Genomic DNA, 14,264 nt, shown 5'->3' with positions numbered 1-14,264 from the left:
TAATTTGATGCAAATTGGCAAATATGAAGCAATCTGCTCAAAGATTAATCGAGGAAAGAAGGTATAAATGAGCGAATAATCACTTAATTGTTATGGGACATGTGATCACTCACCCCCATACTGTAAAGATTAAAAGTTCAATTATTACCTTAAGTTATCACAAATGTTATACCTACTCTAATAAGGCGCAAATCGGTCTTTCAGAGGACGGTATAGTTTATTGGTATCCTTAAATAGTCTCCGGTAGAACGTTTTGAACTATAAAAAGGTAAAAACCCTTGATAACATTCCAAGGGTTTTCCTTGATTCTCTGAACATTACTGCATACTAGGATTCACACTCTATTAGCTCAATTAAATCCTTATGAATTTGTTTCCAGTCCTGATACAAATTGATTGATCGAACACTGAACCTGCAGCCATTAAACATGTACGAAAGCTTTACATTTTCTTTTATGGACGGATATAGTAGGATTCCCTCGAGATTTTGGTCTTGTGTAATTTCAACATGACTCATATAGGAAAACATTTGATACAGATGGGATGAGTGGATTGTTTCTTTTCCATAGTTTTTTCGGAACGTTTCTTTATAGTATTTTGTATCAATAATGATTTTCCTCGTGGACCCTATCAAAGAAATATCGGTCTGCATTTGCGGTAAATAGCCAGCTGATTTGTCATCCAGTGATTCAAATGGCCAGTTTATATTTTCGCGTTTTACTTTGTAAATATTTTGTTCTTGTCTATAAAAATTTCGAACAAAGTTCTCGAATAAAACGCTCATTTCTCGCTCATCTTGTGTAAAATCTTTAAACCGGTATGTGCCCAAAGACTCCTCTGGAAGTAGATTTCGGTAAATAATTTCACTGATACTAAGTATAAAGTAATATACTCGATTATTTCGATTAAGCGAGACTCGCCTAAAAGTATCAACTGAAAGTACGATTTGATTCGCAAATGAAAACTTACGGTATGCAATAAAGAGATTCTCTCTAAGTTGCCGCTCAATTCCTTCAGTTTTCAAGATATACGATATGGTTGATTTAATAATTTGATTATGTGTGTTATTGCAGTTAAGTTCATCATACGTACACCGCGAATGCCTGATAAAAGGAGAGGTTTTTAATGGACTCGGAAACATTAACTTTCCCTCGTATGGTTCGGATCTCATCAGAAACCGATATATAGGAGCGGTCTAATCCACTTCTAAAAAGTTCGTCAAGTGCGCCACATAGTAATCTCACTAGAAAGTTGATAGTGGATATATCGCTAGAAGCGTGAATTTCTACTAAACTTTTCTCAGTTAATCGGTTATAAGCGTAACTTAACAAGTAGTATACATTCTGGACAGGTATTTTCATAGTTTTATTCTCTACGAATCAGTTTGTTTACTTCGTCTTCAACCCGGTCCGGCTGGTCATACCAGTACTCCTCAAGGAGAGGTTTTATTTCATTTTTTACTACATGCTCGTACCAAGTTTCATTGACTTCGTCATGTTCCGAGGGACAGAAATAGCTATGACCGATTTCATATCCTCTTCCAAGAGTTTTATCTCGTAATATTGTTTCATTTAATTCTTTTATTCGGTTCACAATTTGATCCGCTAGATATTTCGGAGCAAGTTTATCCAACAGAAATTGTTTAAATCGCATACTTGAAATTTTAGATTCTAACGAAATAAATGCAAACCTTCTCCTCAAAGCAAAATCAACAATTGACAGGGAGCGGTCAGCCGTATTCATAGTTCCGATTATATAAATATTATCCGGAACATAAAAGTGAGGTTCATTTTCGTTCCTGTAAGTTAAATGAATTGCGTTATCCTTTCCTCTCTTTCCTTTCTCAATTAACAGCATCAATTCTCCGAATATTTTACTTAAGTTCCCTCTGTTTATTTCATCAATAATAAAGACAAATTTTTTATCGTTATTAGTATTCTCCGCATTTTTACAAAAGGTGTAAAAGATACCGTCATTCAATTCAAATTGACCGGATTTTGATGGCCTATAACCTCTTATAAAATCCTCATAGGAATAAGACTGATGGAACTGAATCATTTCCAACCTTTCATCATCTTTCTCTTCAATGCAAGCAAAACCTAATTTTTTAGCTAAATACGTTTTTCCAACACCAGGAGGTCCCTGAAGAATAAGATTTCGTTTATATTTTAATACCTCCAGCATGGATTCAAGCTCATGTCTTTCTAGAAACGAATCTTGGAGTGCATCTTCAATGGAATATGGCTGGATCAATTGTTTCATATTTATTTTCTCAGTAACTGAAATTGAAATTGAATTTTGATCTGCCTTACGTAGCTTAAACCACTTTTTCGTTCCTTCCCAATTCTCATCAACAAACTCAAACTTACCTATTAACTTCAAATCTTTATTCGAGCCAATTACCGTACTATCTTTTACAAACAGATAAATTGGCTGCCCATTTATTCTAGATTCAATAATCGCTTGATTAGAAATGTGATTAAAGCTTTCACCAGTTTGTTTGGCGAAGTATTTCATCTCTACGCCTTCTATAATCCATTTATTTGAATACATACCATCTTCTAAAGTAGCCTTAATGAAAATAGCTCTTTCATCGTTGATATCTTTTTTTATCGGATATATTCCATTCTGTATGTTATAAAATTCGCTGAATAGTGCTATTTCAAAGGGACTATAGTACTCGCCAAATTGAAAGTCTGCTAACGTTAAGAACTCTTCAGAATCTTGGATTTTCGGCAATAATTCACGGAAGACCTGATCAAGTGGCTTAATTCCACGCGACTTCATTAGAGTCTGGATTTCCCGTCTCGTGTCGCTCATTTTGCTAATATATTGTGTTAAAAATTTAAATAGATCTCCTTCTTTTTTTATAGCTAATAGATACAGTCTTAAATCGGCTAAACTTTTTCTTATGTTTCCATTTGATCCAGGATCGATTTTTACTTCATCGATCAGGCTTATGATAGGGCTGATCAAATTCTCCATATTTTTCCCCCAATTCATATAAAAGCACATCCGGCAGCGTATGAAATCACTGCCGGAAAACACATTCCTTAGCCCTACGTAGACTGCGGCAAACTGGACATTATAAAAATACCACTTATACCCTCTTCTATTGCTAATGCATTACTTTTTAACCCGCGTAACTTCTCCTATATTCGACGCTTTTTTAAATCCAACTTTTGTTACATCTCCCGGCAAACCGTTTACCTTTGTTACTTCTCCGTTACCTACTGATGCAGCTGGCTTACGAACGATGGTTACTTCACCTAAAACGCTTGGGTCAGGAATGGTATCCATTTTATTATAAAAATCACTGTAGAGCGTTCGATTGAGATTTGTGATAGCGTACTTTTTTGTTGCATTGCCGAGAGCCACCTCAATATAAGATACCGCGTCAAATGTTACCCCGGTCCCAATTATTTTTCCTAATCGCTTTTGGACATTGCCGGTTGTGTCGGTACTTAAAAAGATATATGACTCTCCAACTTTGTAATCTTGTGGTGTACTCCGAATATCGTACCGTTTCACAGAGGTTCCCCCTTATTCTTCCCAATTCTCTCGAATTCGAATTTTATCTTTTCCAAAAGGTATCGTAAGCCACTTTCTGTTACTTACATCGTACACACGGATTTGCAGCCAACCTTTATCTTTATCAACCTGGAAGAATACTTTAAAATGATTGTCCATGCCGTTTGGCACAATGGGAACTTCGACAATGCCAATTTGCTCATCCTTTTGAAAAATACGAAGTTTCATAAACGGTGATGAGGTATCAACTAAGCGAAATGTCTCGTAGATCCCATCTACTCTGGCTTCTTCAATTTCAGTAGCAGAAATCTTTACTCCTTTATCGATAATGACTGCTATTTCTTGATTTTGGCCATCCCAGATGCCATAGGGCACGTCCACAATGTCGTCTATTCCAGCAGAAAGGCCATCATTAGACGTAAACCCCGTAATGGCGAGTCCTCTTGCTACACTTGTGAGTGCATCGGTAGAGAGTTTCACTTTATCTTTGCCAAAGATCCCTTGCAGCATGATCCGAAAGGCAGGTATATAGGAGGATCCGCCCGACATGACAACCATATCCACTGACTTGCTGCTGACTTCCCTTAAGCTGGATATGACGAGATCATGCGCTTCTCTCAATTCTTCTGCAATGGCCTCTTCGAAATCGCTTCGCGTAATTGTCATGTTTACATTTAAACGATCGCGTGAGAGGAACAGTGTTGACGTACTCTCGTTGGAGAGTTCAATTTTACAACGATCTAAGTTTTCAAAGAGCTCAACACCTTCTCCCGATTCAAATAAACATTGCAGCAATATTTCATCTTCGGGTTGCGTTTTTGGCAGGTTGAGTTCCCGTGCCAGTTTTTCATAACCATAACGAGGGATAAACAGGTTTGTTAACAAGCGGGTTGTTAACCGGCGTCCGCCAATATGACCACCTTCTTTTGCAAGTACTTCACCTTCTAAGACAGACATATTAATTAAGGTAATATCTAACGTCCCGCCACCGAAGTCAAAAACCAAAACTTTTTGATTTGATTCCAGCTCCAGTCCATAATCGAGTGCTGCTGAAATGGGTTCAGATAAAAAACGGATGTCGCTCTTTTTCATCCCTTCAGCAATGGTGGACTTAATAATTGCTTCTAAAAGCCTTTCTTTTTCATGGTCACTAAAACCTACTGGTACTCCAACTACAATCCCATTTGGTTTATTGTGAGGGACGGCATTAATTTGTTGACTAATACGATCAAACATCATTGCAGCCAAATCTATAGATGTGTATTCTTTGTTTCTGCCAAAACGAAGACGGAAATCATCGTTGTGGAGAAGCCATTTTACATTATCAACGAGTTTGTCCGCGGCGCCGGAGGCAACATCCATACGAGCCCGGCGGCCAATCGACACTACACTACCCGCGGTATCAAATGATATCTCGGATGACATGACTTCACGCGGTGTACCGTTAGGCGAAATAATGAAGCATTGCGGTGTATACCTGCCGCCACTGAAAGCGTCTGTACGCATTAAGGCTATAGAGCAGTTAGTTGTACCAAAGTCAATTCCATACGCTGTCCTAGTCATCTAGATCCCCTTCTTCTTTGCAAATAACGGATTCTACTCTTGGATAATCCAAAATAAAATCGGAACCGCTTATTTCTTTCGCCCGCATGCCCAAGGTCTTTAACATGAATGGCTCGTTTCTTGCACCATCTTTGAGATGAATTCCTTTCTGTGCCTCAACTACATGTCCCAAATGTGAGAACTCTTCTACAGAAAAGAGGCCGATTGTGGCGAGTTGTTTTCGCAGGATTTGAACCATTGGGATAAGAAAATGCTGTTCTTCCTGATATGCAATGAGCTCTGCCGACTTTGTTTCTAACATGCGAACAATGTCCTTTAGCGCCTCGCCGAACTCTTGTACCGTGTAGACTTTTTGATTTCGTATTTGCCTCTCTTGTTCTTGTACGCGGGCAAACAAGTCCTCATTGGCTAAAGACAGCTCCGTGACTCTGCTAATAAGCGTAGAAATGATTCGACTCGTCGCATGGGAGCGAATACGCGGCTCCAGTACCCTGCGTGCGATTCTGTTATTTTCTATCCATTCTAATAGTAATCTTACGGCTGTTTGAGCAAGTTCATCCCGATTTGAAATGGCGAGTGTAAACAGACCTTCAGCCACTTGCTCTACATCGCCATCTTTGGTTAACTGTTGAATAATGAATCTATGTATATTTTCATCTTTCAACTCGGATAAACATGAGAAATAGACATTGTAAAGGTTAAAGCGCATGATGAGTTCAGCAAAAAGGTCTGGTTTTAGCGAAAACTCCTGCATCAATTGAATACCTTTCTGAATAAATGCCAGCCTCGAACGTGTACCAAAGGCTTCATGTACGTAGATAATGCGATCACTTACTGAAAGAAAGCATTCCACGTTTTCTGAGATTAGCAGCCATAAGGACAAAAAATGATCTGCCTTTAGAGTATTGGATTGGATGATATTCACTTTTTGATCCTCGTCAGCAAGCAGAAACTGAGTGTCCAAAGAATAACTTCTATTAATTTCAGGATGTGCATTACTATTCGGTTGCTTGAGAGGAAATTTTAATAACCTCTTAATAAAATGCGGCTTTATGCGTGCTTGTTGAATGGTTTTTCCAACATGTACTTCCGATATTTCCTCTTCCTTCACCTTGTAAGGTTCAGCCTTATTAAGTTTCTGATGAGAATAGAATACATCGCCATACAACTCAAGCCAGCGGTTTCGAGCTTCTTGGAGGGCAGAATCAAAATCCGGCTTATCTTCAGCTATATTGGTTCTTTTAATAAGAGAAGCGAGCTTATTTCGAGTATTTTCATTTCCAGCTAGAAATTTAACAAAGGGTAGGACTTCTGCCGAGGGAATGAGTAATTGACCATAAAAGAAGCTTGGATGTTTAAAAACAACAACCGGGTAATCTTTGAAAGTGTTTTTTTTATAAACAAGATAGGCATAAACACCCGGTATTCTACTCTTTATAAGAGATCCATACGCTTTACTGTTATCGCTAAGATTATTTTCAATGATACTTAATGCATATTTTACCAGCGGATGTTCCGGCGTTTTGCTCAATTCTCGTATAAAGGCATCGGTTTTCTTTTCAGAACATAATTCCATAAAGATGTAGCGGCAAAATTCCTTTGAACGGATTGATTCATGCTCGGTAGTCATAATTTGAACGAGCTGTTTAAACTCTTCGTTGCTTAATTCATTCATTTTTGATTTTTGGTTTTCTTCAAATATTGTCGCTGGATCCACTTTTTTCCCCCCAATTTGTTAGTTGTTGAATATCTTGATCCAATGCTATACTTGCTCTTAATTGATGACGACGATTGTTAAAAAGCATCATTAACTCCGTCTTTAAACCTGTTATTAAAGCGTTTTTATTTATAACGGACGGTTTGTTGTTTGCGCCTTCGAAAAAAGGGTGATACCTTTCTTGATAAGCAGCGTTCGCAACGAGAGAGTGTGTTTCATTAAATAATTTCATTAACTGTTGAACACACCTTTTTCCCTCCGGAGACAGTAACCGCTCAATTTTATACAACTCATGAATCATAAAATCCAACTCATTTTTTGCCTGAATTAATTTCGTCCATTCTTCTTTGGGGTTAATCTCTTTATTTATGTTACTTTTTGTAATGGTGTTTTTTCTGTCTCTCTCTTTTGATCCCCGTTTGAAAACAAGGTCGTCTCGCACTTGTCCAAAGGCTGTTTGCAACCTGTTCCATCCCCGACCTATTCCAATTCGATTGACGGATGAGCGGGTTTGCAGGGTCCAATCATCTTTTTCTGTTGTCATAATGACCAAATCCCAACTGTTATAATTTTTCCAAACGCTTAAGTCTGTAGAGGTTGCGATTCATTTGATCAAAGAAAGGAGACGGTTCCCGACCGCCGCAAGTCATATATAAAAGATGTTTCGCTCGTGTCATCGACACATAGAAAAGCTTCCTTTCGGTGGAGAGGTATTCATCATCCAGTTCTTGACGTCTGCTTATATAGGGAAGAATTTTGTTTTCTAATCTCGTTAGGATGACTGTATCAAACTCAAGACCTTTTGCAGAATGAAACGTAGTTAGTTTTACGCCCGGCGTAAGTACATCTCCCTCTTCATCTCTAATGATTTCACTTTCGATGCCATGCTTTTGCAGTTCCTCTTGAAAACGGTTCAAATCTTCCCAAAAACGCGACAGCAAACCGATGGTTTGTTCATTATCTTCTTCAATACTCTTCTTTATTAACTCAACGACAAATTCATCTTCATGAAGACGGTCTTTTAAATAAAATACGGACGGAATGGTTCCCTCGACGTCTGGCGTAACTGAAGGAAGATACTCTTCATCATTTTCATCAAAAAGCGGATCCGACTGTTGAATACTTCGTGCCAATTCAATGATTTGTTTGGTCGAACGGAAGGAGTTGTTGAGGAACTTGCTTCCTTTGCCCCTGATATTAATGCCAATGTCTTTCCAAGCAAACGTCGTCTTATATATTTTTTGCGCTTTATCTGCTGCGATTGTCATGCTTTTGAGGGATAGTTTGCGCATAATTTTCATTTGTGCCTCATGTAAATCTTGCGCTTCATCAATGAGGATGTGATCCATAAAGGCGCCTTTTGGGATCCGATCAAAGTTTTGCAGCAACAGCAGTGCATAATCATCAAAATCAACGGCTTTCATCGACTTCAATTTTTGCTGATATTTTTCGAATGCTTGAAAGATATAAGGGCGGTCTTCCATCGTTACCCGCACGGACGCGCCGCGGCCTTTACGATCAGCCTTTAAATAATCTTCGAGCGTTAACAACTGGCGCCCTTTCATCCAGCTGAATTCTTCTTCCCAAAACTTCGTCGATTCTTTATACAGTCTGTACGGCTTCGCTTTTTCAAGAGCCTCAAGGCAGTCTTTAATTACTTTCTTTGGATATTTAACATGCCGTATTTGAATATTTAGCGATTGGAGAACCGGTTTAGCCCAACCGTGAAAATGGTCTGCTTTTATGGCATGGGGATCAATATAAGATGCTAATGAACGAGCATACTTCGCAAGCGTGCGATTGAAGGTAAACAACTGAATTTTTGCACCTTTGGATTCTTCCAGGTGTTTTCTTGCCCTTTTTAATAAGACGGTTGTTTTCCCGCTGCCTGCTACGCCTCGCACAAGGAGATGCTCTCCTTTGTAGTCGACACACTCTTGTTGCTTGGCTGTCAGTTGCAAAGATTCCAAGGTCAATCCTTCTTTCTAATCTTCCCACTCATCGTCATCCGAAAAAATTTCTTCAAGCGGGGATTTAATTTTGCTTTTTGAATCATGCCGTTTTTGACTTTCTGTATCCTCCGCGACGATGCTTCGAGCATATTCCGCCAGTTGTACTTTATCTTTTACTGAAATCCTGCTCATCCAATTGGATGCGGCTTGTTCCCAAAAGGACAAAGCGGTTCCCCCTTTACTCATCATCGATGGCAAATTTCGCATCTGCGCACACAGCGGTATGCGGACAATATCTACATATTCCCGAAGCACTGCTTTTCATCTTATTCTGTGCGACTTGATCTTTCAACTTGTTTTTCACTTCACTCAGGCGGCTCCCGTCTGGATCTTCAAACAACTGGTACGCAGGCCTCATAAGATTCTCTTTGGTGGCAGGATCTATAAAGTTACGAACTAAAAATTGCAGTTTCAGGCGGCCGAGCGTATATTCAGCATCTTTATACCTTGTTGTTCTTGTTAGTTCTTTGCTGGTGGTTGATCGATCCGCTAGATCGCGTTTGCGCAATTCACTCCATTGCGGAAACAGCAAGGAGAGTTCCTTAAACAAATCGTTGGGATCAGTAAAATTTATACTATCCAGCGCACTGTATAGACCACGAAATAAAAACTCATGGTGAAACTCGCTTTCAAAATCTGCAACATCCTCGGTGATATAACTATAATAAAATCGCCGCGGACAGAGCGCCATTTCCGCAAAAGCATCTATTGGCCAATGTTCCATTTGTTTGATTGCATCATAATATATAACGGGTTGCTTTGTTTCTTCTATAATAGACGTTGCAATATTTGTTTCAGAGGAGCTTTCTTTTACCCCTGCATCACGCAGAAGTTCAATGTAGAAGGCTTCTTCAAGCTGTTCATTTTGCCAATCTTTAATCCAAGAAAGTCTGATATGTGATGCAAAATGAAGTGCTGTATACAGTAAGTAACGCCGCTCATTGAGTTGCTGCTCATGGCGCAGCATTAATAGCTGAATGCGTTGATTGTTGCCAACTTTTTGCAAGCTGTTGTGGCTAAAAGGCCATGGCAATAGACCTTTCATGGTCTGAAGACTTTTTTCATGAAGTCCGCAAATATGAATATATGCTCCTTCAACATAAGGAATTCGATCTAGTGTAGTTAAAGAACTAATGAGTTTCTGTTGTTTGAGCTCGTTATCTTTCGAAAATTCTCCGCCCAAATATAAAACGATCGCCTCCGACAAATCTGATAAATCAAAAGACTCTTCAGGGGTGGAGGCAGCCAAATGAACCTCTAACTCTTCTAATAGTTTTTTCTCTTCATCCAAAAGTTCTTCATTGGGAACGCCGTCTTTCACTAATACAGAGATGCTTTCAAAGTGCTTCCACAATTCTACTTTTTGTCTGTTTTGATTAAACAATGACTCCGCTGTATGGAACAGCTTCTCGATCAATGCAAATATCAAGGCCAGCTCTTCTTCTGAAATTTTAAAAAATGAAAAACGTTCGAACGGGATTCCCATCATGCGTTCAAAACGGTCAGCTTTGACTTCTTCTAACATTGAGGCAAAGGAACCGACTGCCGTATCTCTTGATGTGTTGAGTTCCTTCATCCGATTGCGCCACTGATTCATGTTTTTACAGCCCTGAAAATATGGAAAAACACGATGAAGGGAACGTAAAAGCAACTTGCCGTTTACCCCGTGTTCATGCAGCCAACCAGATGCGAAGCATTCGAAGAGTGCTTTTTCGGTTATGACAAAGGTATTTCTTTCACTGTCCCACATGGTGTGCAGATGAAACAAATATTGACCGATAGGGTAGGAAAGAAAATGACGTTCCTTATACTCATCCGGGTAGTATTCACGAAGTCTTGTATTTAATGCTTCCTCTTCAGGCGAATAGGCATATTCTTTCTGATTTTTTTCTGCACCCCACACTTTTTTCTGCTGAGTAATATGCTTCTGGAATGAGGTGAAAGACTCAAATGCCTGGATGACAGCTTTATTCATCGGAAGATAAGCAGCTGATTCGTCTGTTTCAAAATAATGAGCAAACCGTTTCCCCCAACTGTTCGTCTCCCTAATCACGGTGGGAAATGTCCATTTCTCTTTTGCGGGAAGTCCTGTTTCGACATTAAAGAACGTGTCCCAAATAGTATGGACACCCGGTAGCTCATCATTATATTGATTTAAGAAAAGAACCTCATAACCATTTTTGCTGACTAACTGAATAAACTGATACTGCAAAGGGGTAATAAAGTAGAATCCATGAAACACCATAGATTTTGTGAGCTGCGGTTCTCTTTCGGTCTTCTCCCAGCAATCTGCAATGCCGTTGGTGAGAGCTCGCTTAAACATTTGCGATTGTTTCTCCCATGAACCGTAAACCCTATTGTTAAACAATTGGATCGCTCTGTCCTCTTGTTGAAATTCAGACCAAATATCAAGAAACAGTTCTTCCTCTTCGGTGTCTGCGTGCAGATCTTGCGGACGTACTCCGCTTTCGGTAAAGGTCCGAATGCTTTTTAATACATCTTTTTGATTCCGACGGAAAGCTTTCATTCTCTTTTTGTATGCTTCTGACTGTCCTGCACTCTTTTTATTTATGACACCGGTCAATCTCGTGTATTGGACCAGTTGTACGGCAGGTGAGTACCAATCGGGGAGCATTTTTTGAAGCAGCTGTCCAAGTGAAATGATCCCTTTCTCAAAGTATTTTTTGTGTGTTTTGCTTTGGGATACGCCCTCAAACAAGCTGAAAGTTGCACAGACGTGAATAGAAGATTTTATTTGTTGCTCAAGAGGATGATCTATCCAATCCTTTGGTTCGCGATATGCTGCTACCTTCAATGGTTACCCTCCTTCCCCTGCACTTATGAGTCCTGCCCAATTGGGTGATTGCCCTTTGCTTTTTACAATGATTAGCCGTTCTTCTACTCGTGTCATCGCTACGTACAAAAGCCTCGTTTCCTCACGTTTTGCTTGGATCTCTTCAATCGAAGACATGTCGTAATAGAAATTGTTATTGTAGGTTGGATCGTTGAATCCCCCGGAGCGTATATGCCAACCAACATGCCATTCGTTGTCAGCCTTCTTTTCTAACAAGAGCTCGCTTCGCTTCATCCGAAAAACGCTGTCGGTGAATGGAAGAATAACAGTGTGGAACTCTTGTCCTTTGGCTTTGTGAACCGTTTTAATGAGCACGCGGCCTTCAGCTTCTTGTTCATTAACTTTGGGTTGATCTACATCGCGATTGACGGCCCGCTGAAGTCTGAGCCATCTGGCAATGGCGTATAAAGAAACAAACTCATCATCAAACTGTTGATGAAGAAGTTCGAGAAGGAGATTTAATCCTCTTTCGTATTCTATTTCTTGGAGCTGAGCTTCTTTTTCATTCTGTTCCTGTTTCTCTGGAAATGCCGCATTGAGATTCTGCAATTTGCTGTTCGCATATCTTTTTTCAGGTTGTGCATTTTGTATGATTTCCCGCACCACAGAAAATACAGGATTAATACGCAAAAGATCGATTGTTTTCTTCCAATCCTCGGGTTTCTCTAATGGCGAAATACCGCGCAAAAGATTCAGCAGTGACGTTTTATTGCCTTCTGCTTGCACCAAAGTTGACCAGTGAACAGGATGACTGGAATAAGAGGTCGATAACATGTTGGCTAGACTTTTCGGGTCATCGGGGTAGAGCAGTCCCTCGATTAAATGTAAAAACTCGGTGACGCAATCCGACTTAAAAAAGGTACCCCCAATGTCTAATTGGAACGGTATCCTCCGTTCTTCACACCACTGGCGAATAAGGTCTGCTTGAAAGTTCATCCTGACCAATACACAAACACGTTGTTTTTTCGGATCCGCAAGACGGCTTTGCTCAGCTTCAATTAAGCTCAAAACTTCACTCTTAAAATGTAGATCTGATGATTTCATATTTAAATAAATTATTTCTAAAGTGCCTGGAATATCGTTTTTGGTACCGATTAAACGATCCTCAGATTGGTAAACAAGTATTTCTTCTTTACCCCACATCGAAAAAAATGTGTCCATCTTTTTTAGCAATTCCGTTGACGTACGGTAGTTTTTTTTTAGGGAAATGCCATTCATTTTATGTCCAAGTTGATTTTCTAGCTGATCGAATGCAGTATAATTGGCACCTCGAAAGCGGTAAATACTTTGTTTTATATCTCCAACAACAAACAATCGTGAATGAATCGTATTACGGAGCCAAGCGGCAATCCCGATTTGCGTATCGTCCGTATCCTGAAATTCGTCGATAAAGAGGTACTTAATCTGACCGGTTAATTTCGAAATGCTTGTTTCATCTTTTCTGAAGAGCTCCAATTGATGGGAAAGATCATGCAGAGATACGGCGTTATCTTGCTCCTTCGCCTCTTGAAGCCTGTGTGCACACGCTTCAAATACCTGCTGAATTAACTCATGCAGTGTTGCACTGTTTTTGTTTGAAGAGCCCCAATTTATCTTTGTTGCTTTGTCTTGAATGATAATCCCTTTGTTTTCGAGTTCGTTCCAAAACTTTTCAAACAGTTCAATTATTTTATATAGCGGGATTCCCTTAAAAATGGACTCCAGCGATTCATTTTCTAATGTATCTTTTACTTTCTCGTTTAAGATGTCTTCGATGATCGTTCTGCGTTCTCTGAGATAAGATTTGATTTTAACATTTCTGCCAAATCCGCCTGCCGATCCCAGTTCTTGAAGCAAGAATTTCGCAAAGGAATCGATGGTACTGATCCTCATATCACCTAGATCTTCAATCATCTGAAGATATTTAATTTGTTTTGTTAATTTAAAACGCGTATACAGTTCCTTGCGAAGCTTTCTGCGCATCTCGGTAGTTGAATCTCTCGTAAAGGTAACCATCGCAATTTCTCTTAACTTTATGTTTGCCGTATGAAGCAAAAACATAATTCGCTGAATCATAACAGATGTCTTCCCTGCTCCAGCCCCTGCCTCGATACGAAGATCATCTGTCGCAGGTGCATGCTCAGCCAGATACTGTTCGTAATTAAATTTGGAGCCCATTCCAAATAGTATAAGCAACTTATTCTGAGAGGATGTAAATTGACCGTCTATGATAATCGAAAATTCACTTTGTACAGGATCGTGAACATAATAATATAACAGCTCTCCTTCAAAGGCTGTTAGAGCTGGGAACTTATCCTCTTTGTCCGAAAAAATCATTATTTTAATGCCTTTATGCAAAAGCTCTGATATTTCCTTTTCCAAATGGCTGAACATCTGCTGAACTGTGAAAATACATAATGAGTAACAAGGTGTAGGTAAGATGTGTTTGCCAGTAGCATGTTGTGTTAGCTCCAAAATTAGTCCTCCAGACAATAAAAACCTTATACCTAGTCTTTTCGACAAAGTGGCCTATTTTCCTCCCGCTTTCCACGCATCGGATACAAAATTCTCCTGTGATTACAGAAAATTGGAAGGAGGAGGAAAATTAC

Annotated in this window: 11 protein-coding genes; all 11 read right to left on the bottom strand. The window is 39.5% G+C overall.

Annotated elements, in window-relative coordinates:
- Positions 1 to 327 precede the first annotated feature (327 nt).
- On the bottom strand, positions 328 to 1,140 hold the full coding sequence (locus BLV33_RS30970) for a 5-methylcytosine restriction system specificity protein McrC (protein ID WP_171909418.1): 813 nt from the start codon (positions 1,138 to 1,140) through the stop codon (positions 328 to 330).
- A complete protein-coding gene (locus BLV33_RS30965) occupies positions 1,082 to 1,360 on the bottom strand; it encodes a 5-methylcytosine restriction system specificity protein McrC (RefSeq protein WP_139305864.1) in 279 nt (92 codons plus the stop codon). The genes BLV33_RS30970 and BLV33_RS30965 overlap by 59 nt, the downstream gene beginning before the upstream one ends.
- Positions 1,361 to 1,364: 4 nt before the next feature.
- The gene (locus tag BLV33_RS29610; protein WP_171909417.1) at positions 1,365 to 2,984 is read right to left on the bottom strand and encodes an AAA family ATPase; all 1,620 of its coding nucleotides are present in this window, start codon (positions 2,982 to 2,984) and stop codon (positions 1,365 to 1,367) included.
- Between the two features lie 141 nt (positions 2,985 to 3,125).
- Positions 3,126 to 3,530 (bottom strand): hypothetical protein, encoded by a 405-nt coding sequence (locus BLV33_RS28255; RefSeq protein WP_090799709.1) that lies wholly within the window; start codon positions 3,528 to 3,530, stop codon positions 3,126 to 3,128.
- A 12-nt stretch (positions 3,531 to 3,542) separates the two neighbouring features.
- On the bottom strand, positions 3,543 to 5,093 hold the full coding sequence (locus BLV33_RS28250; protein ID WP_090799707.1) for an Hsp70 family protein: 1,551 nt from the start codon (positions 5,091 to 5,093) through the stop codon (positions 3,543 to 3,545).
- On the bottom strand, positions 5,086 to 6,810 hold the full coding sequence (locus BLV33_RS28245) for a hypothetical protein (protein WP_090799706.1): 1,725 nt from the start codon (positions 6,808 to 6,810) through the stop codon (positions 5,086 to 5,088). Before BLV33_RS28245 ends, BLV33_RS28250 begins: the two co-directional genes overlap by 8 nt.
- Positions 6,788 to 7,354 (bottom strand): hypothetical protein, encoded by a 567-nt coding sequence (locus BLV33_RS28240; protein ID WP_090799704.1) that lies wholly within the window; start codon positions 7,352 to 7,354, stop codon positions 6,788 to 6,790. Before BLV33_RS28240 ends, BLV33_RS28245 begins: the two co-directional genes overlap by 23 nt.
- 19 nt (positions 7,355 to 7,373) lie before the next feature.
- Positions 7,374 to 8,786: a 3'-5' exonuclease gene (locus BLV33_RS28235; protein WP_090799702.1), complete on the bottom strand. Its 1,413-nt coding sequence runs from the start codon at positions 8,784 to 8,786 to the stop codon at positions 7,374 to 7,376.
- 9 nt (positions 8,787 to 8,795) lie between these two features.
- Complete coding sequence (locus BLV33_RS28230; RefSeq protein ID WP_090799701.1) at positions 8,796 to 8,987, bottom strand: hypothetical protein; 192 nt, start codon at positions 8,985 to 8,987, stop codon at positions 8,796 to 8,798.
- A gap of 13 nt (positions 8,988 to 9,000) precedes the next feature.
- Positions 9,001 to 11,637, bottom strand: a complete 2,637-nt coding sequence (locus tag BLV33_RS28225; RefSeq protein ID WP_090799699.1) for a hypothetical protein — start codon at positions 11,635 to 11,637, stop codon at positions 9,001 to 9,003.
- A gap of 3 nt (positions 11,638 to 11,640) precedes the next feature.
- Complete coding sequence (locus BLV33_RS28220; protein WP_139305863.1) at positions 11,641 to 14,178, bottom strand: UvrD-helicase domain-containing protein; 2,538 nt, start codon at positions 14,176 to 14,178, stop codon at positions 11,641 to 11,643.
- Positions 14,179 to 14,264 lie beyond the last annotated feature (86 nt).

Origin of the sequence: Paenibacillus sp. GP183, from assembly GCF_900104695.1 — a bacterium.
Classification (GTDB): domain Bacteria; phylum Bacillota; class Bacilli; order Paenibacillales; family NBRC-103111; genus Paenibacillus_AI.
The sequence above is the reverse complement of the archived record's forward strand: the minus strand, read 5'-3'. Positions and strand labels throughout refer to the sequence as shown.